Below are 20,368 nucleotides of genomic sequence, written 5' to 3' on the forward strand. Positions count from 1 at the left end.
TCAACGCCTGATAAGCGGTTGAACTTTATTATCAATAGCTTCTCGAGCACGAAAAATTCGCGAACGAACCGTTCCGACCGGACAATCCATGATAGCCGCTATCTCTTCATAGCTAAGACCATCAAGCTCCCGCAAGGTAATAGCCATGCGTAAATCTTCCGGAAGCGACTCGATCGTTCGAAAAACTATTTGTCTCAGTTCTTCTGACAACATTAAGTTCTCAGGGTTCGAAATTTCTTTTAACGCGCCGCCGCTTTCGAAATTTTCAGCCTCGATGGCATCGATATCACTGGAAGGCGGACGGCGGCCCTGAGCGACAAGGTAATTCTTTGCTGTATTCACTGCAATTCGATACAGCCAGGTATAAAAAGCACTATCTCCCCGGAAAGAATCCAGCGCGCGATAGGCTTTAATAAAAGATTCTTGCACCACATCAGGAACATCTCCTGACGGTACATAGCGGGAAACCAGACTCGCCACTTTATGCTGGTAGCGGACTACCAGTAAGTTGAAGGCTTTCTGTTCTCCCTTCTGGACCCGTTCAACCAGGACCTGGTCCGTTAACTGCTCGCTCATCCGAGGTAATGTCTCCCCAAACCTAAATTCCACGCGTTATCGAAACGCCACTCTAAAAACACTGCAAAGTGAGCAAGCAGGGGGTTAGAGGGTCTGTTCATCAATAAGTTCCGTTACGCCTTTGTTTTTGTTCATCGTGTTGCAGACTATTCATTTTCTCTCATTATAAGTCTGTTAACGATATGGACTCCAATTTCTATTAAGAAATGGTCTTTTTGCTGACAGCAGAGTACCGCAACACAGCTATTATTTCATCACATTATCTGACGCTAACGATCTGCTTCGCAAAATATTTTCTCTTTTTTACACGTTTTTCAGCTCTACATTTACGTTTAGTCTCTGCAACGCCTGATAAAAAAAACGTGCGATTCATCGCATCCTGGTGCTATTGTGGCTGAACACTGTTTAGTAAATTAAACAAACCATATGAACACAACTCCTGAACTTCAATGCGATGTACTGATTATCGGCAGCGGCGCTGCGGGACTCTCTCTGGCCCTCAGACTGGCCTCTCATCAGAAAGTGATTGTCCTGAGTAAGGGTCCGATGAGCGAAGGTTCAACGTTCTATGCGCAGGGGGGGATCGCCGCCGTCTTTGATGAAACAGATAGCATAGCTTCGCATGTGGAAGACACGCTAATTGCCGGTGCAGGCATTGTTGACGAGCACGCCGCTGAATTTGTTGCCAGCAATGCAAGGCACTGCGTTCAATGGCTTATCGATCAGGGGGTTTTGTTCGATACTCATGTTCAACCCAATGGCGAAGAGAGCTACCACCTCACCCGTGAAGGCGGGCATAGCCATCGCCGCATCCTGCATGCAGCAGATGCCACCGGAAAAGAAGTTGAAACGACGCTGGTCAGTCAGGCCTGCAACCACCCTAATATCCAGGTGCTTGAGCGTAGCAATGCGGTGGATCTGATCATCTCCGATAAAATTGGTTTGCCGGGAACACGGCGTGTCGTCGGGGCATGGATCTGGAATCGTAATAAAGAGACCGTTGAAACCTGCCAGGCAAAATCCGTCGTACTGGCAACCGGCGGGGCCTCTAAAGTTTATCAGTACACTACCAACCCGGACATCTCCTCAGGCGACGGTATTGCAATGGCGTGGCGTGCTGGCTGTCGGGTCGCGAATCTGGAGTTTAATCAGTTCCACCCAACGGCGTTATTCCATCCGCAGGCGCGTAACTTTTTGCTGACCGAAGCGCTACGTGGTGAAGGCGCTCACCTGAAACGTCCGGATGGTTCACGGTTTATGCCTGACTTTGATCCGCGCGGTGAGCTCGCTCCGCGCGATATTGTGGCCCGCGCCATCGATCATGAGATGAAGCGTCTCGGGGTCGACTGTATGTATCTGGATATTAGCCACAAGCCGGCCGATTTTGTCCGCCAACACTTCCCGACGATCTACGAGAAATTACTGGGCCTGGGTATCGACCTGACCAAACAACCGGTGCCTGTCGTTCCTGCCGCACACTACACCTGCGGTGGCGTGATGGTGGATGATTATGGACGTACCGACGTTGATGGCCTGTACGCCATCGGTGAGGTGAGTTATACCGGGCTGCATGGCGCAAACCGCATGGCGTCAAACTCGCTGCTGGAGTGTCTGGTTTACGGATGGTCAGCCGCAGAAGATATCGTTAAACGAACGCCTTATGCTCGTCATGTCGAACAGCTGCCCGCCTGGGACGAAAGCCGGGTGGATAATCCCGATGAATTGGTGGTCATTCAGCATAACTGGCACGAGCTGAGACTCTTTATGTGGGATTACGTAGGGATTGTGCGCACGACCAAACGTCTGGAGCGCGCGCTGCGCCGGATTACGATGTTACAGCAGGAAATCGACGAGTATTACGCCCATTTCCGTGTCTCCAACAATCTGCTGGAGTTACGTAATCTGGTCCAGGTGGCGGAACTCATCGTCCGTTGCGCCATGATGCGTAAAGAGAGTCGAGGCTTGCATTACACGCTGGATTATCCCGATCAACTGGCGGAATCCGGCCCGTCCGTACTCTCCCCCCTCGCTCACATAAACAGATAAAACGCCTGGGTCAGCGCAGTGTAATCTTCGGAATAACGCTGGTCTGACCCGCGGATCACCATTCTGTCGCTAAAGCACTCCCCCTCTTTCGGAGAGAGCGCTAATAACACGCGGTGCGGCAGCTTTCCTTCTGTGTCAGCAATATCGGTACGCAGGCGTAAGAACCAGCCGATGTCATTCGCTTTTTTAATAAACGTATTGCCAGTGCTTTCTGGCAGCACGACGCAGAAAAAACCTTCTTCCGAGATCAAATTCGCCGCTGCAGTCAACAGGGCATGATGATCCAGCGAACCGGTGTACCGTGCCTGCTCGCGTTCCGGCGTGGCGCATTCGACTCCCGGCTCATAATAAGGGGGATTGCTGACGATAAGATCGTAACGCGCCGTTTGCTCTGTCGCCCAGGTGAGAATATCGGCACACTCCACCCGAACGCGAGTATTCCACGGGGATTCCGCCGCATTTTCACTGGCCTGGCTGGCGGCCTGGACATCAATCTCTACGGCATCAATGGTGACGTGCTGTTCGGTTCGTTGCGCTAACATTAGCGCTAAAAGTCCGCTTCCACTGCCAATATCCAGAACTCGCTTAACGCCCGCGACGGGAGCCCACGCTCCCAGTAAAATACCATCGGTCCCGACTTTCATCGCACAGCGGTCATGAGCAACAAAAAACTGTTTAAACGTAAAACCATCGCGGCGCAGCTGCGCTTTGGGTTGAGACATGTCAAAGCAACTCTTCTTATTGAAACCGGAGTAGCATAGGGGAAAGCGAAGGGGTGGAAAAGGGATAAATAGCCTAAATCATTCCGCTTACGGAGTGACCGCCACAGCGCGCCCCTCGATGGGTTTACATCAGTAAATGATTTGGATAAATGCGCGCAGCCAGGACATTCATAGCCGGAAGAGCGAGGGATATCCATACAAACAGATGAAGATTGCAGCCATAACGTCTATAATCAGCGCCCCACACAGAGGTAGAACATGACTGTAACGACTTTTTCCGAACTTGAACTCGATGAATGCCTGCTGGAAGCTCTCCAGAATAAAGGCTTCACACGCCCGACTGCCATCCAGGCGGCTGCCATTCCGCCTGCGTTAGAAGGCCGTGATGTACTCGGTTCTGCGCCGACAGGCACCGGTAAAACGGCGGCGTACCTGCTGCCCGTCTTGCAGCATCTTATTGATTTTCCTCGCAAGAAATCTGGCCCACCGCGTATTCTTATTCTGACACCGACACGTGAATTAGCCGTTCAGGTTGCAGAACATGCCCGCGAGTTGGCTGCGAATACCCATCTGGATATCGCCACTATCACCGGTGGCGTCGCCTATATGAACCACGCCGAAGTGTTCAGTGAGAACCAGGATATTGTGGTGGCGACAACCGGGCGCTTGATGCAGTACATCAAAGAAGAAAACTTTGACTGCCGCGCGGTGGAAACGCTGATCCTTGATGAAGCAGATCGTATGCTGGAACTGGGTTTTGCGCAGGATATCGAACACATTGCGGGCGAAACTCGCTGGCGCAAACAGACGATGCTGTTCTCTGCAACGCTGGAAGGCGATGCGATTAAAGACTTTGCTGACCGTCTTCTTAACGAACCGGCTGAAGTTTCTGCAACCCCATCCACGCGCGAGCGCAAAAAGATTCATCAGTGGTATTACCGCGCCGATGATTTAGACCACAAAGTTGAGTTACTGAAGCATCTGCTGAAGCAGGACGACGCAACGCGTACCATCGTGTTTGTGCGTAAGCGCGAGCGCGTGCATGAGCTGGCAGATAAGCTGCGCTCCGCCGGGATCAACAACTGCTATCTCGAAGGTGAGATGGCTCAGGTGAAACGTACCGAAGGTATTAAACGTCTGACTGAAGGTCGCGTCAATGTGCTGGTTGCCACCGACGTCGCAGCGCGCGGTATCGATATCCCTGATGTCAGCCATGTCATTAACTTCGACATGCCGCGTACCGGTGACACCTACCTGCACCGCATTGGCCGTACCGGTCGTGCCGGACGTAAAGGGATTGCTATCTCGCTGGTCGAAGCTCATGACTATATGCTGCTGATGAAAGTGGGTCGCTACATTGAAGAACCGCTGAAAGCCCGCGTCATTGATGAACTGCGTCCGACCACGCGCCCACCGAGCGAGAAGATGACGGGCAAACCGTCCAAGAAAGTGCTCGCGAAACGCGAAGAGAAGAAAAAAGAGCAGGCGAAAGAGAAACCGCGCGTGAAGAATCGCCATCGCGATGCCAAAAACATTGGTAAGCGCCGTAAGCCAAGCGGTACGCCACCAACGTCGCAAAACGAAGAGTAAAAAAAAGCCGGGTTAATCACCCGGCTTTTTTATTACCCCAAAACCTCAAGCCTTACAGGCTTTCAGTAAAGGTACGCGCGATAACGTCACGCTGCTGTTCTGGGGTCAGAGAGTTGAAGCGTACCGCGTAGCCAGAAACACGGATAGTCAGCTGCGGGTATTTTTCTGGGTTCTTAACCGCATCTTCCAGGGTTTCACGACGCAGAACGTTAACGTTCAAGTGCTGACCGCCTTCCACGCGGACTTCCGGCTGGATGTCCATTGGGATTTCGCGGTATTCGATTTCGCCCAGTTTGTTGACCGGAACGATTTCGTCTTCAGCAAAACCGGCTTTCGCAACCACACAGCGCGCTTCGCCTTTTTCGCTGTCCAGCAGCCAGAATGAGTTCAGCAGATCGTCGTTTGCAGCTTTAGTAATTTGGATACCTGTAATCATGTCATGCCTCCAGGGCTACATTAATTAATGAATGTCGGCCTCTCGCGGCCAATTGGTAAAACCATTGTTGCTTGAGTGTATATATATCAGCCGCCACCCTATGATTCTTTGATTTAAATCAACAAAAAACGCAACCACACAAATAGTGTGGTTTGATTTTGTTGTTTCAGATCAATTTTAACAAGCCAAACACCCGCGCAGATTTGAGTAATTCAAATTAAATTGAAAGACTTAGCCGTAAATGTCGCGAGGAATTTTGCTCCCTTCCTTTAAACGGGTAAGCTAGGCACAGTTGAGAATTGCAGGAGAGCAAGATGACAACACCGTTAACCTGGCATGATGTACTGGCCGATGAGAAGCAGCAGCCCTATTTTATCAATACCCTGAATACCGTTGCGACCGAACGGCAGGCCGGCCAGACGATCTACCCGCCGCAGAAAGATGTGTTCAACGCCTTTCGTTATACGGAACTGAAGGACGTCAAAGTGGTGATCCTGGGGCAGGATCCTTATCACGGTCCGGGACAGGCGCACGGACTCGCGTTCTCCGTTCGTCCGGGTATTGCCACGCCCCCTTCACTGCTGAATATGTATAAAGAGCTGGAAGGGTCGATTCCGGGCTTTACCCGCCCTGCGCATGGTTATCTTGAGAGTTGGGCGCGCCAGGGTGTGCTGTTACTCAACACCGTGTTAACGGTTCGCGCGGGACAGGCTCACTCACACGCCAGTCTGGGCTGGGAAACCTTTACGGATAAAGTCATCAGCCTTATCAATGAACATTGTGAAGGCGTGGTGTTTTTGCTGTGGGGCGCTCACGCGCAGAAGAAAGGGGCGATTATCGATGCCCAACGTCATCATGTCCTGAAAGCGCCACATCCCTCTCCACTGTCGGCTCACCGCGGATTTTTTGGCTGTAACCATTTTGTTCTGACTAATGAGTGGTTGAAAAAACGCAATGATGCGCCAATTGACTGGATGCCCGTTTTACCGGCTGAAAGCGAGTGATTTCTTAGAAGAGATAAAAATAATAATGCCCGGCTATAACCGGGCATCATGGTAGACAAAGCAATATTAGGCTTTGTTCTGACGCCACCATTCGGCCAGCAGAACGCCAGTCGCAACGGAAACGTTAAGGCTCTCTACTTTGCCAGTCCCGTCGATGGATACGCTAAGATCGGCAGAAGAAAGTGCCGCGTCAGACAAGCCATCTCGCTCCTGCCCCAGCACCAGCACCATCTTGCGCGGCAGTGTCGCTTTAAACAGCGGCGTACCGGTATGGCTGGAAGTGGTCACGATCGAATAACCGGCTTTACGGAATTCTTCAATGGCATCCAGAACGCTCTCGCCAGTGATAGGCTGCACGTGTTCCGCACCACCCTCAGCAGTACGAATTGCCGCACCAGATTCCACAATCGCAGCATCCTGCAACAGCACGCCTTTCACGCCAAAGTGCGCACAGCTTCGCATCATCGCGCCCAGATTATGCGGGTTACCGACATCTTCCAGCGCCAGCACGCAGTCATCGGCATCAGCCTGACTAACCCATTGCTTCACCGTGGTACCGTTACGTTTTTTAATCAGGAAGCAGACGCCGCCGTGATGCTCTGTGCCAGACGCTTTCGTCAGCTCGGCATCATCCACCACGTGGTAGGCTTTGCGGTTCGCAGCCATCCAGCGCAGGGCTTCTTTGAAGCGCGGGGTGACGCTTTGAATAAACCAGGCGCGAACGATACAGTCAGGGCGACTCTGGAACAGCGCCTGACAGGCGTTCTCACCATAGACACGGGTCTCTTCCGCGCGCTGACGGCGCAGAACTTCCGGATCAATAAAGCTCTTACCGCTAATACCGCCGTGATCGGCTTTCGCTGGCGCTTCCTCGCCTGGGGCGCGGGAAACGGTGCGCCATGGCGATGCGTCACGCGGGAAATCATCACGTGGACGATCGTCGCGACGGCGATCGTCACGCTTACGGTCATCACGTTTGCGGTCATCACCGCGGGTATTTTTGTCATCGCGGGCGGGGCGACGGCCACCGTCTGCACGAGATGGTCCCGGACGGCCCCCACCCTTACCGGTACGCGGATTTTGGGTGCGTTTGTCAGAATCATCATCACTGCGGACATACATCACTTTGACCTTGCCGCTTTTATTCTTCAGTTCGTCGTTCATGCTTTTCTCCACCAGCGCTGCGCGAAGCGCGCAGATTACCCGATGTGCAAGCGCATAGCCATTATTTCATACAAAAGCCTGTGACTATTGTTCCTATTGAATAAAACGCATTGTCGTTTCAAACAGGCTCGATGATAATATGTAACATATCAGAAACATTATCGGCCTATTGCCGCTATGTCCCACTGCATTATCAGAGGTTAGTTATGAATACCGTATGTGCCAACTGCCAGGCCCTGAATCGCATTCCGGATGATCGAATGGATGATGGGGCAAAATGCGGGCGTTGCGGGCATGAGCTTTTCGATGGCGACGTGATCAACGCAACGGGTGAAACTCTCGATAAACTGCTGAAAGACGATCTGCCGGTCGTGGTGGATTTTTGGGCCCCATGGTGCGGGCCATGCCGTAACTTTGCGCCAATTTTTGAAGATGTCGCCGAAGAGCGCAGCGGTAAAATGCGCTTCGTGAAAGTGAACACTGAAGCCGAACGGGAATTAAGCGCACGATTCCGCATTCGCAGCATTCCTACCATTATGATTTTCAAAAATGGTGAAGTGATCGACATGCTCAACGGAGCGGTACCGAAAGCGCCTTTTGATAGCTGGTTGAACGAATCTTTGTAACATTCGCGGGGCACATCTTGTGCCCCGTTGTTCCCTCTGCGAAAATGGCGTTTTTACTGCGCCTCTTCCATGACTGATAACGCCGTACTTCAATTGCGCGCCGAACGCCTGGCGCGTGCGACTCGCCCTTTTCTCGCCCGTGGCAACCGCGTTCGTCGCTGCCAGCGATGCCTTCTGCCCCTCAAACAGTGTCTGTGCGAAACGCTGACGACCAGTCATGCCCAAAGCCGTTTTTGTCTGGTGATGTTCGACACCGAACCCATGAAGCCCAGCAATACCGGAAGACTGATTGCTGATATTTTGCCGAATACCGCCGCGTTTCAGTGGTCACGGACTGAACCGCCGCAGGCCCTGCTCGATTTGGTTGCCTGTCCTGATTATCAGCCGATGGTGGTGTTCCCTGCCTCCTATGCTGGCGACGCGCGGGAGGTAATTTCCACCCCGCCTACCGATAAACCGCCTCTGTTTATTATGCTGGATGGCACCTGGACGGAAGCGCGAAAAATGTTCCGTAAAAGCCCGTACCTTGATGCATTACCCGTGATCTCCGTCGATCTCTCAAGAGTATCTGCCTATCGCCTGCGCGAAGCGCATGCCGAGGGCCAATATTGCACGGCGGAAGTGGCGATCGCTCTGCTTGATCTGGCGGGTGACACTACGGCAGCCAGCGCGCTCGGGGATCATTTTTCCTGTTTTCGCGAACGCTATCTGGCAGGAAAACCCATTCGTACGGGAAGCGTCACAGCAGAAGATCCACAAAGCGTTTAAAATCATCAGGTCACTCGCGTTTACAGGAGACTTGTATGAGCCAGCGAGGGCTAGAAGCGCTACTCCGCCCTAAATCCATTGCCGTGATTGGCGCATCAATGAAACCCGATCGTGCGGGATACTTAATGATGCGTAACCTTTTGGCCGGTGGATTTAATGGTCCTGTCATGCCGGTCACACCGGCTTATAAAGCGGTTCAGGGCGTCCTCGCGTGGCCAGATATACAAAGTCTGCCGTTTGTCCCTGATCTTGCCGTGCTCTGCACGCATGCCAAACGCACTATCGCGCTCCTTGAGGCGCTGGGCGAGAAAGGTTGCAAAACGTGCATTATTCTCTCGTCGCCCCCTGAGCAGCAGGCGGAACTACTGGCCTGTGCGAGTCGGTACCAGATGCGATTGCTCGGGCCAAATAGCCTCGGGCTGCTCGCCCCGTGGCAGGGCTTGAACGCCAGCTTTTCTCCTGTTCCGATACGCAAAGGCAAACTGGCGTTTATATCCCAGTCTGCCGCCGTTTCTAACACCATCCTCGACTGGGCGCAGCAGCGTGAAATGGGATTTTCCTATTTCATCGCGTTAGGTGACAGCCTGGATATTGACGTGGATGAACTGCTCGATTTTCTGGCGCGTGACAGCAAAACCAGCGCGATTCTTCTCTATCTTGAGCATCTGAGTGATGCGCGCCGCTTTGTCTCTGCGGCACGCAGCGCCTCGCGTAATAAACCGATTCTGGTTATCAAAAGCGGTCGTAGCCCGGCGGCTCAGCGCTTATTGCATTCGCATTCGGGGATGGACCCGGCCTGGGATGCCGCTATTCAACGTGCCGGTTTGCTGCGCGTACAGGATACCCACGAGCTTTTCTCCGCGGTGGAGACGTTAAGCCATATGCGTCCTTTACGCGGCGAAAAGTTGATGATTCTGAGTAACGGCGCGGCGCCCGCAGCGCTGGCGCTTGATGAATTGTGGTTACGCAACGGTAAACTCGCCACCCTGAGCGAAGAGACGCTGCTTCAATTACGTCAGGCGCTGCCTGTCAGCGTCACGCCTGGCAACCCCCTTGATTTGCGGGATGACGCCACCAGTGAACGCTATATCCAGGCGATTTCGTTACTGCTGGATAGCCAGGATTTTGACGCCCTGCTGGTAATCCACTCCCCCAGCGCCGCCGCGCCCGGCAGTGAAAGCGCGCGCGCGTTGATTGATGCCGTTAAGCATCATCCGCGCGGCAAATACATCACCCTTCTGACCAACTGGTGCGGTGAGTTTTCTTCGCAGGAGGCCCGACGGCTGTTTAGCGAAGCGGGATTACCAACCTACCGTACGCCAGAAGGATCGATCACCGCCTTCATGCATATGGTGGAATACCGCCGCAATCAAAAGCAGCTGCGTGAGACGCCTGCATTACCCGGTAATCTGAAAGCAAATGCTACCGAGGCCCACAATCTGTTACGACAGGCGATTGAGGACGGTGCCCGCTCGCTGGACACCCATGAGGTGCAGCCAATTTTGAATGCCTATGGCATGCAGACCCTGCCGACCTGGATCGCCGGAGACAGTGCCGAAGCCGTGCATATCGCCGAACAAATAGGTTATCCGGTCGCCCTGAAATTGCGTTCTCCTGATATTCCGCATAAATCGGATGTCCAGGGTGTAATGCTCTATCTGCGCACCGCGACAGAAGTGCAACAAGCCGCCGAGGCTATTTTTGACCGCGTCAAAATGACCTGGCCACAGGCAAGAATTCATGGGCTTCTCGTTCAGAGTATGGCGAATCGGGCCGGTGCCCAGGAATTAAGAGTGGTGGTCGACCACGATCCTGTCTTCGGCCCACTGATTATGCTCGGTGAAGGAGGAGTGGAATGGCGGCCGGAAGAGCAGGCAGTTGTCGCACTCCCGCCGCTGAATATGAATCTGGCTCGTTACCTTGTCATTCAGGCCATTAAGAGCAAGAAGATCCGCGCACGTAGCGCGCTCCGGTCACTGGACATTGCGGGTCTTAGCCAGTTTCTTGTCCAGGTCTCGAACCTGATTGTCGATTGCGCCGAGATTAAACGGCTGGATATTCATCCGCTTCTGGCCACGGGTCAGGAATTTATCGCGCTGGACGTTACGCTGGATATCGCGCCATTCGATGGCGACCCGGAAAGCCGACTCGCGATTAGGCCCTATCCTCTTCATCTGGAAGAGTGGGTTGAGATGAAAAACGGTGAGCAAGCCCTTTTTCGCCCTATCCTTCCTGAAGATGAACCCCAGCTACGCGCCTTCATCGCCCAGGTTACCAAAGAAGATTTGTACTATCGCTACTTTAGCGAAATCAGCGAATTTACCCATGATGATTTAGCCAATATGACCCAGATCGACTACGATCGGGAAATGGCGTTTGTGGCCGTTCGTCATCGTGACGAAGGCGACGAGATCCTGGGTGTGACACGTGCTATTTCTGATCCCGACAATGTGGATGCTGAGTTTGCCGTGCTGGTTCGCTCCGATCTCAAAGGTTTGGGCCTCGGAAGGCGCTTGCTGGAAAAACTTATTGGTTACACCCGAGATCACGGATTGTTGTGCCTGAATGGTATTACGATGCCGAATAACCGTGGCATGATCACCCTGGCGCGCAAGCTGGGATTTGACGTTGATGTCCAGTTGGAAGAGGGGATTGTTGCCCTGTCGCTTCGCCTGGCACCTACGCCCGGTCAAGAGTAAGGTACTGGAAATGTTGACCACTTTAGACAGTTCTGGTGGTATCATTATCCGCTTATGTTGTCTGAAAAGATCAGATAACCCTTCAATGAACAGAGAAGATACGCACTGTGATGTTGTCAAAATTTAAGCGTAATAAACATCAACAACACCTTGCTCAACTACCGAAGATTTCTCAGTCAGTTGATGATGTCGAGTTCTTTTACGCTCCCGCCCATTTCAGGGAGACGCTTCTGGAAAAGATCGCGAGTGCCACTCAGCGTATATGCATTGTGGCGCTCTATCTTGAACAGGATGAAGGTGGACGCGCTATTTTAAACGCCGTCTATGAAGCTAAACGTCAGCGACCGGAACTGGATGTTCGCATCCTGGTTGACTGGCATCGCGCGCAACGCGGCCGAATTGGTGCTGCAGCATCGAATACCAATGCCGACTGGTACTGCCGTATGGCTCAGGAGAATCCTGCCGTAGATGTACGTGTGTATGGTGTTCCCGTGAATACGCGCGAAGCCCTGGGCGTTCTGCATTTTAAAGGATTCATAATTGACGACAGCGTGCTTTATAGCGGCGCCAGCCTCAATGACGTTTATCTGCATCAGCTCGATAAGTATCGTTACGACCGCTACCATCTGATCCGTAATGCACAGATGGCTGACATTATGTTTAACTGGGTCGATCAGAATCTGGTCCGCGGCCGTGGCGTAAACCGGCTGGATGACCCTAATCGTCCTAAGAGTCCGGAAATCAAAAATGATATCCGCCTTTTCCGCCAGGAATTGCGTGATGCGGTGTATCATTTCCAGGGCGATGCGGACAATGAGCAACTCTCCGTTACACCTCTGGTGGGTCTTGGTAAATCCAGTCTGCTTAATAAGACTATCTACCATCTGATGCCATGTACGGAACAAAAACTCACGATCTGCACTCCCTATTTCAACTTACCCGCCATACTGGTGCGTAATATTATTCAGCTGCTGCGTGATGGCAAAAAAGTTGAAATTATTGTTGGTGATAAAACAGCAAACGACTTCTATATTCCGGAAGATCAGCCCTTCAAAATTATTGGTGCATTGCCGTATCTGTATGAGATCAACCTGCGCCGATTCCTGAGTCGCCTGCAATATTACGTTAATACCGATCAGTTGGTCGTTCGCCTGTGGAAAGATGAAGATAACAGCTACCATCTGAAAGGCATGTGGGTTGATGATAACTGGATGCTGCTAACCGGTAATAACCTTAATCCGCGCGCCTGGCGGTTGGATCTTGAAAACGCGATCCTGATTCACGATCCGCGCCACGAACTTTCTGCCCAGCGTGAACGTGAACTTGCTCTCATTCGTACCCATACGACGACAGTGCGTCACTATCGCAATCTGCAAAGTATCGCCGACTATCCTGTTAAAGTGCGGAAGCTTATTCGCCGTTTACGCCGTATCCGTATCGATCGTCTGATTAGCCGCATTCTGTAACGTCCAGGCCCTGTCACTGACAGGGCTTTTTTTGGAGGCCGTTATGCGTTTTTCTTTTCTGCTGACTGTTTTCTTGTTATCAGGCTGTAGCCATATGGCCAATGACAGCTGGCAGGGTCAGGATAAAGCTCAACATTTTATCGCTTCAGCAATGCTCTCCGCTGCAGGCAATGAGTACGCTCAACGCCAGGGCTTTAGCCACGATCGTAGTGCGGCTTTCGGACTGGTTTTTTCAGTGAGTCTTGGCGCATCAAAAGAGCTTTGGGATAGCCGCCCGGCAGGGAGCGGCTGGAGCTGGAAGGATTTCGCCTGGGACATAGCCGGTGCCAGCACCGGCTACGCATTATGGCAACTGGCAGATCACTAAAGACGAATACCTTTGCCTTTACGATGCAGCATTAGTGAGACGATAAAAGCCAACGCCCCCATAACAGTCACATACCAAAAGAAGATATTTTCACTGCCCATCGACTTGAGCGATAACGCAACATACTCCGCAGAACCACCAAAGAGCGCATTACCAATCGCGTAAGATAATCCCACGCCTAAAGCACGAACCTGAGCCGGAAACATTTCTGCTTTCAGTATTCCACTGATCGATGTGTAAAAACTCACAATAATCATCGCCATCATAACGAGTGCAAATGCGGCGTAGGGTGAGCTGACATGTTGTAGTGCCGACAGGATCGGGACTGTACAGAAAACAGAGAGTCCGCCAAATATTAACATCGACGTCCGTCGCCCAATTTTGTCAGAGAGCGCGCCGATAATTGGTTGGATAATCATGAACAGAAAGAGTGCAACGGTCATCACTATGCTGGCAACATTGGCATGCATCCCGGTAGTATTGACCAGATACTTTTGCATATAGGTCGTAAAGGTGTAAAAACTTAACGACCCGCCAGCAGTGAATCCAAGCACCATCAAAAAGGCTTTACGGTTACGCCATAATCCCTTCAGTGAGCCAGCCTCTTTCAGTGCCCTGACCTCTTTTTGCGAGGTCTCATCCAGTTGACGACGCAACCACAATGCAACAACTGCCAATACAGCTCCCATTGCGAAAGGGATTCGCCATCCCCAGCTATGCAACTGCTCATCGGTTAGGATCTGCTGCAAAATGACAACGACCAGAATCGCTAATAACTGTCCGCCAATGAGCGTCACGTACTGGAAGGAGGCATAAAAACCTTTGCGGCCTTCCAGTGCAACTTCACTCATGTACGTCGCGCTTGTTCCGTACTCGCCCCCTACAGACAGTCCCTGAAACAATCGTGCTAATAAAAGTAGAGCCGGTGCCCACGTGCCAATAGTCTCATAGCCCGGCAGGCATGCTATAACCAGCGAGCCCAGACACATCATGCACACTGAAATAAGCATGGAGGTCTTTCGCCCTCGCCGATCTGCGATTCGACCAAATAACCAGCCACCAATTGGCCGCATCAAAAAACCAGCTGCAAATACTCCGGCAGTTTGCAGTAGCTGTGTCGTGGTGTTTCCTGATGGAAAAAATATATGTGCAAAATAGAGGGAACAAAAGGAATAAACGTAAAAGTCGAACCATTCGACCAGGTTACCTGATGAGGCACTGATAATAGCCCATACCCTGCGGCGGGTATCGCCGTCAGCCAGCGTCCCGTTCGATGTGATACTTTCTGTCATTTTAGCGATGCTCCTGCCAAAGCTTATAACTTCGGCTTGCCGGGTACTGAGTCCCAATCATTTAGTAAATGAAATGTTATAGTTTTGTTATGCTAGACATTGAGAACTGCGTCACACATTTACTTAGCAGGATAATCGATTCAGAGGAGTGCCAGAGAATTCCTTAAAAGACAAAAACGCAAAAAGGCCATCCTTTCGGATGGCCTCTTCACTTAATTAATGCCTGGCAGTTCCCTACTCTCACATGGGGAGACCCCACACTACCATCGGCGCTACGGCGTTTCACTTCTGAGTTCGGCATGGGGTCAGGTGGGACCACCGCGCTAAAGCCGCCAGGCAAATTCTGTTACCAACACGCTTCTTCGCGCGTCAGTTAATCTGTATCAAGCTGAATATCGTCTCTTTCGCCAAAACATCTTCGGCGTTGTAAGGTTAAGCCTCACGGTTCATTAGTATCGGTTAGCTCAATGCATCGCTGCACTTACACACCCGACCTATCAACGTCGTAGTCTTCAACGTTCCTTCAGGACTCTCAAGGAGTCAGGGAGAACTCATCTCGGGGCAAGTTTCGTGCTTAGATGCTTTCAGCACTTATCTTTTCCGCATTTAGCTACCGGGCAATGCCATTGGCATGACAACCCGAACACCAGTGATGCGTCCACTCCGGTCCTCTCGTACTAGGAGCAGCCCCCCTCAATTCTCCAGCGCCCACGGCAGATAGGGACCGAACTGTCTCACGACGTTCTAAACCCAGCTCGCGTACCACTTTAAACGGCGAACAGCCGTACCCTTGGGACCTACTTCAGCCCCAGGATGTGATGAGCCGACATCGAGGTGCCAAACACCGCCGTCGATATGAACTCTTGGGCGGTATCAGCCTGTTATCCCCGGAGTACCTTTTATCCGTTGAGCGATGGCCCTTCCATTCAGAACCACCGGATCACTATGACCTGCTTTCGCACCTGCTCGAGCCGTCACTCTCGCAGTCAAGCTAGCTTATGCCATTGCACTAACCTCCTGATGTCCGACCAGGATTAGCTAACCTTCGTGCTCCTCCGTTACTCTTTAGGAGGAGACCGCCCCAGTCAAACTACCCACCAGACACTGTCCGCAACCCGGATTACGGGTCTACGTTAGAACACCAGCCATTAAAGGGTGGTATTTCAAGGTTGGCTCCACGCAGACTGGCGTCCACGCTTCAAAGCCTCCCACCTATCCTACACATCAAGGACCAGTGTTCAGTGTCAAGCTATAGTAAAGGTTCACGGGGTCTTTCCGTCTTGCCGCGGGTACACTGCATCTTCACAGCGAGTTCAATTTCACTGAGTCTCGGGTGGAGACAGCCTGGCCATCATTACGCCATTCGTGCAGGTCGGAACTTACCCGACAAGGAATTTCGCTACCTTAGGACCGTTATAGTTACGGCCGCCGTTTACCGGGGCTTCGATCAAGAGCTTCGCCTTGCGGCTAACCCCATCAATTAACCTTCCGGCACCGGGCAGGCGTCACACCGTATACGTCCACTTTCGTGTTTGCACAGTGCTGTGTTTTTAATAAACAGTTGCAGCCAGCTGGTATCTTCGACTGGTTTCAGCTCCGTCCGCAGGGACTTCACCTACACACCAGCGTGCCTTCTCCCGAAGTTACGGCACCATTTTGCCTAGTTCCTTCACCCGAGTTCTCTCAAGCGCCTTGGTATTCTCTACCTGACCACCTGTGTCGGTTTGGGGTACGATTTGATGTTACCTGATGCTTAGAGGCTTTTCCTGGAAGCAGGGCATTTGTTACTTCAGCACCGTAGTGCCTCGTCATCACACCTCAGCGTTAGATAAGAGTCCGGATTTACCTAAACTCTCCGCCTACATGCTTAAACCGGGACAACCGTCGCCCGGCTAACATAGCCTTCTCCGTCCCCCCTTCGCAGTAACACCGAGTACAGGAATATTAACCTGTTTCCCATCGACTACGCCTTTCGGCCTCGCCTTAGGGGTCGACTCACCCTGCCCCGATTAACGTTGGACAGGAACCCTTGGTCTTCCGGCGAGCGGGCTTTTCACCCGCTTTATCGTTACTTATGTCAGCATTCGCACTTCTGATACCTCCAGCAAACCTCACAGTTCACCTTCAACGGCTTACAGAACGCTCCCCTACCCAACAACACCTAAGTGTCGCTGCCGCAGCTTCGGTGCATGGTTTAGCCCCGTTACATCTTCCGCGCAGGCCGACTCGACCAGTGAGCTATTACGCTTTCTTTAAATGATGGCTGCTTCTAAGCCAACATCCTGGCTGTCTGTGCCTTCCCACATCGTTTCCCACTTAACCATGACTTTGGGACCTTAGCTGGCGGTCTGGGTTGTTTCCCTCTTCACGACGGACGTTAGCACCCGCCGTGTGTCTCCCGTGATAACATTCTTCGGTATTCGTAGTTTGCATCGGGTTGGTAAGCCGGGATGGCCCCCTAGCCGAAACAGTGCTCTACCCCCGAAGATGAGTTCACGAGGCGCTACCTAAATAGCTTTCGGGGAGAACCAGCTATCTCCCGGTTTGATTGGCCTTTCACCCCCAGCCACAAGTCATCCGCTAATTTTTCAACATTAGTCGGTTCGGTCCTCCAGTTAGTGTTACCCAACCTTCAACCTGCCCATGGCTAGATCACCGGGTTTCGGGTCTATACCCTGCAACTTAACGCCCAGTTAAGACTCGGTTTCCCTTCGGCTCCCCTATACGGTTAACCTTGCTACAGAATATAAGTCGCTGACCCATTATACAAAAGGTACGCAGTCACCTAACAAGTAGGCTCCCACTGCTTGTACGTACACGGTTTCAGGTTCTTTTTCACTCCCCTCGCCGGGGTTCTTTTCGCCTTTCCCTCACGGTACTGGTTCACTATCGGTCAGTCAGGAGTATTTAGCCTTGGAGGATGGTCCCCCCATATTCAGACAGGATACCACGTGTCCCGCCCTACTCTTCGAGTTCACAACGCGTGCATTTTTGTGTACGGGACTATCACCCTGTACCGTCGGACTTTCCAGACCGTTCCACTAACACGCGCGCTGATTCAGACTCTGGGCTCCTCCCCGTTCGCTCGCCGCTACTGGGGGAATCTCGGTTGATTTCTTTTCCTCGGGGTACTTAGATGTTTCAGTTCCCCCGGTTCGCCTCATGCCACTATGTATTCATGACATGATAGTGTGTCGAAACACACTGGGTTTCCCCATTCGGGTATCGCCGGGTCAAAGGTTCATATCACCTCGCCGACGCTTATCGCAGATTAGCACGCCCTTCATCGCCTCTGACTGCCAGGGCATCCACCGTGTACGCTTAGTCGCTTAACCTCACAACCCGAAGATGTTTCGTAAAACATCGTCGTGTTGCGAAAATTTGAGAGACTCGAACACACCGCTTATCTGTTCTTATTACGGAGAACAGACACAGTGTGTCGTTTCAATTTTCAGCTTGATCCAGATTTTTAAAGAGCAAATATCTCAAACATGACTCGTAAGTCAGTTTTGAGATACAGAGGTCGGCGACTTTCACTCACAAACCAGCAAGTGGCGTCCCCTAGGGGATTCGAACCCCTGTTACCGCCGTGAAAGGGCGGTGTCCTGGGCCTCTAGACGAAGGGGACACTGAAGTCTCAATCGCAAGACGCCTTGCTATTCACTTTTCATCAGACAATCTGTGTGAGCACTACAAAGGCAGGTTCTTTCAGGTAAGGAGGTGATCCAACCGCAGGTTCCCCTACGGTTACCTTGTTACGACTTCACCCCAGTCATGAATCACAAAGTGGTAAGCGCCCTCCCGAAGGTTAAGCTACCTACTTCTTTTGCAACCCACTCCCATGGTGTGACGGGCGGTGTGTACAAGGCCCGGGAACGTATTCACCGTAGCATTCTGATCTACGATTACTAGCGATTCCGACTTCATGGAGTCGAGTTGCAGACTCCAATCCGGACTACGACGCACTTTATGAGGTCCGCTTGCTCTCGCGAGGTCGCTTCTCTTTGTATGCGCCATTGTAGCACGTGTGTAGCCCTACTCGTAAGGGCCATGATGACTTGACGTCATCCCCACCTTCCTCCAGTTTATCACTGGCAGTCTCCTTTGAGTTCCCGGCCGAACCGCTGGCAACAAAGGATAAGGGTTGCGCTCGTTGCGGGACTTAACCCAACATTTCACAACACGAGCTGACGACAGCCATGCAGCACCTGTCTCACGGTTCCCGAAGGCACTAAAGCATCTCTGCTAAATTCCGTGGATGTCAAGAGTAGGTAAGGTTCTTCGCGTTGCATCGAATTAAACCACATGCTCCACCGCTTGTGCGGGCCCCCGTCAATTCATTTGAGTTTTAACCTTGCGGCCGTACTCCCCAGGCGGTCGACTTAACGCGTTAGCTCCGGAAGCCACTCCTCAAGGGAACAACCTCCAAGTCGACATCGTTTACGGCGTGGACTACCAGGGTATCTAATCCTGTTTGCTCCCCACGCTTTCGCACCTGAGCGTCAGTCTTTGTCCAGGGGGCCGCCTTCGCCACCGGTATTCCTCCAGATCTCTACGCATTTCACCGCTACACCTGGAATTCTACCCCCCTCTACAAGACTCTAGCCTGCCAGTTTCGAATGCAGTTCCCAGGTTGAGCCCGGGGATTTCACATCCGACTTGACAGACCGCCTGCGTGCGCTTTACGCCCAGTAATTCCGATTAACGCTTGCACCCTCCGTATTACCGCGGCTGCTGGCACGGAGTTAGCCGGTGCTTCTTCTGCGAGTAACGTCAATCACTGCGGTTATTAACCACAATGCCTTCCTCCTCGCTGAAAGTACTTTACAACCCGAAGGCCTTCTTCATACACGCGGCATGGCTGCATCAGGCTTGCGCCCATTGTGCAATATTCCCCACTGCTGCCTCCCGTAGGAGTCTGGACCGTGTCTCAGTTCCAGTGTGGCTGGTCATCCTCTCAGACCAGCTAGGGATCGTCGCCTAGGTGAGCCGTTACCCCACCTACTAGCTAATCCCATCTGGGCACATCTGATGGCAAGAGGCCCGAAGGTCCCCCTCTTTGGTCTTGCGACGTTATGCGGTATTAGCTACCGTTTCCAGTAGTTATCCCCCTCCATCAGGCAGTTTCCCAGACATTACTCACCCGTCCGCCGCTCGTCACCCGAGAGCAAGCTCTCTGTGCTACCGCTCGACTTGCATGTGTTAGGCCTGCCGCCAGCGTTCAATCTGAGCCATGATCAAACTCTTCAATTTAAGTTTGATGCTCGTGAATTAAACTTCGTAATGAATTACGTATGTTCACTCAGAGACTTGGGTATTCATTTAGCGTCTTTCGACGTTTAGAATCCATGTCACTTTGAGTGCCCACACAGATTGTCTGATAAATTGTTAAAGAGCAGTGCAACGCGGCTTTCGCTCACCGTTGCGAGGTCCCGTATAATACGTTTTCCTCATTCAGAGTCAAGCGTTTATTTTCGCTTTTCTCCGTCGGCGTTCATCGCTGAACCCCTTCTGCCCCGGCGGCTTGCTTGCCGTTGTTCCGTGTCAGTGGAGGCGCATTATAGGGAGTTATTCTGAGGCTGCAAGTATAAATCAGAAAATAATTATCAACC

The 20,368-nt window shown here is 52.1% G+C and carries 14 protein-coding genes, 1 tRNA gene and 3 rRNA genes; 8 read left to right on the forward strand and 10 right to left on the reverse strand.

Features of this window, described 5'->3' with window-relative positions:
* Both rpoE and rseD read right to left on the reverse strand, forming a co-directional pair.
* Complete coding sequence (gene rpoE, locus SOM82_RS15015; RefSeq protein WP_154128246.1) at positions 1–576, reverse strand: RNA polymerase sigma factor RpoE; 576 nt, start codon at positions 574–576, stop codon at positions 1–3.
* Positions 573–677 (reverse strand): rpoE leader peptide RseD, encoded by a 105-nt coding sequence (rseD, locus tag SOM82_RS15020; protein ID WP_320459627.1) that lies wholly within the window; start codon positions 675–677, stop codon positions 573–575. Before rseD ends, rpoE begins: the two co-directional genes overlap by 4 nt.
* A gap of 325 nt (positions 678–1,002) precedes the next feature.
* On the opposite strand from rseD, the gene nadB reads away from it, so the two are divergent.
* Positions 1,003–2,622 (forward strand): L-aspartate oxidase, encoded by a 1,620-nt coding sequence (gene nadB, locus SOM82_RS15025; protein ID WP_154128244.1) that lies wholly within the window; start codon positions 1,003–1,005, stop codon positions 2,620–2,622.
* On the opposite strand, the gene trmN is transcribed toward nadB, so the two are convergent.
* The gene (gene trmN / locus SOM82_RS15030) at positions 2,607–3,344 is read right to left on the reverse strand and encodes a tRNA(1)(Val) (adenine(37)-N(6))-methyltransferase TrmN (protein ID WP_320459626.1); all 738 of its coding nucleotides are present in this window, start codon (positions 3,342–3,344) and stop codon (positions 2,607–2,609) included. The two genes, nadB and trmN, sit on opposite strands and share 16 nt — an antisense overlap.
* Positions 3,345–3,602: 258 nt before the next feature.
* Between trmN and srmB the strand changes: the two genes are divergently transcribed.
* Entirely contained in the window at positions 3,603–4,934 is a 1,332-nt protein-coding gene (gene srmB, locus SOM82_RS15035; protein ID WP_154128240.1) for an ATP-dependent RNA helicase SrmB, read from the forward strand.
* Between the two features lie 52 nt (positions 4,935–4,986).
* Here srmB and grcA read toward each other — a convergent pair whose 3' ends face one another.
* Positions 4,987–5,370 (reverse strand): autonomous glycyl radical cofactor GrcA, encoded by a 384-nt coding sequence (gene grcA / locus SOM82_RS15040; protein WP_100779271.1) that lies wholly within the window; start codon positions 5,368–5,370, stop codon positions 4,987–4,989.
* A 314-nt stretch (positions 5,371–5,684) separates the two neighbouring features.
* Here grcA and ung point away from each other — a divergent pair, with 314 nt between their 5' ends.
* Positions 5,685–6,374, forward strand: a complete 690-nt coding sequence (ung, locus tag SOM82_RS15045) for a uracil-DNA glycosylase (protein WP_154128238.1) — start codon at positions 5,685–5,687, stop codon at positions 6,372–6,374.
* A gap of 66 nt (positions 6,375–6,440) precedes the next feature.
* Here the strand turns inward: ung and SOM82_RS15050 are convergent, their stop codons facing one another.
* Positions 6,441–7,538 (reverse strand): tRNA/rRNA methyltransferase, encoded by a 1,098-nt coding sequence (locus SOM82_RS15050; RefSeq protein WP_154128236.1) that lies wholly within the window; start codon positions 7,536–7,538, stop codon positions 6,441–6,443.
* 206 nt (positions 7,539–7,744) lie between these two features.
* Between SOM82_RS15050 and trxC the strand changes: the two genes are divergently transcribed.
* From trxC to SOM82_RS15075, 5 genes are all read left to right on the forward strand, one after another.
* Positions 7,745–8,164 (forward strand): thioredoxin TrxC, encoded by a 420-nt coding sequence (trxC, locus tag SOM82_RS15055; protein ID WP_154128233.1) that lies wholly within the window; start codon positions 7,745–7,747, stop codon positions 8,162–8,164.
* A 69-nt stretch (positions 8,165–8,233) separates the two neighbouring features.
* Positions 8,234–8,932, forward strand: a complete 699-nt coding sequence (gene tapT / locus SOM82_RS15060; protein WP_320459625.1) for a tRNA-uridine aminocarboxypropyltransferase — start codon at positions 8,234–8,236, stop codon at positions 8,930–8,932.
* 35 nt (positions 8,933–8,967) lie between these two features.
* Positions 8,968–11,631: a bifunctional acetate--CoA ligase family protein/GNAT family N-acetyltransferase gene (locus tag SOM82_RS15065; RefSeq protein WP_320459624.1), complete on the forward strand. Its 2,664-nt coding sequence runs from the start codon at positions 8,968–8,970 to the stop codon at positions 11,629–11,631.
* A gap of 110 nt (positions 11,632–11,741) precedes the next feature.
* Entirely contained in the window at positions 11,742–13,097 is a 1,356-nt protein-coding gene (pssA, locus tag SOM82_RS15070; RefSeq protein WP_320459623.1) for a CDP-diacylglycerol--serine O-phosphatidyltransferase, read from the forward strand.
* Between the two features lie 43 nt (positions 13,098–13,140).
* Positions 13,141–13,464 carry a YfiM family lipoprotein gene (locus SOM82_RS15075; protein ID WP_154128226.1) on the forward strand — a complete coding sequence of 108 codons (324 nt, stop codon included), beginning with the start codon at positions 13,141–13,143 and terminating at the stop codon, positions 13,462–13,464.
* Here SOM82_RS15075 and SOM82_RS15080 read toward each other — a convergent pair.
* From SOM82_RS15080 to SOM82_RS15100, 5 genes are all read right to left on the reverse strand, one after another.
* The gene (locus SOM82_RS15080) at positions 13,461–14,756 is read right to left on the reverse strand and encodes an MFS transporter (protein WP_320459622.1); all 1,296 of its coding nucleotides are present in this window, start codon (positions 14,754–14,756) and stop codon (positions 13,461–13,463) included. The two genes, SOM82_RS15075 and SOM82_RS15080, sit on opposite strands and share 4 nt — an antisense overlap.
* A 221-nt stretch (positions 14,757–14,977) precedes the next feature.
* Positions 14,978–15,093 (reverse strand): 5S ribosomal RNA (gene rrf, locus SOM82_RS15085).
* 91 nt (positions 15,094–15,184) lie between these two features.
* Positions 15,185–18,091, reverse strand: a 23S ribosomal RNA gene (locus tag SOM82_RS15090).
* A gap of 217 nt (positions 18,092–18,308) precedes the next feature.
* Positions 18,309–18,384: transfer RNA gene (locus tag SOM82_RS15095), tRNA-Glu, on the reverse strand.
* 85 nt (positions 18,385–18,469) lie between these two features.
* Positions 18,470–20,009 (reverse strand): 16S ribosomal RNA (locus tag SOM82_RS15100).
* The 16S, 23S and 5S rRNA genes sit together here with 1 tRNA gene alongside, the layout of an rRNA operon.
* Between the last annotated feature and the right edge of the window lie 359 nt (positions 20,010–20,368).

It is taken from the genome of Lelliottia sp. CFBP8978, assembly GCF_034046055.2.
GTDB lineage: Bacteria > Pseudomonadota > Gammaproteobacteria > Enterobacterales > Enterobacteriaceae > Enterobacter.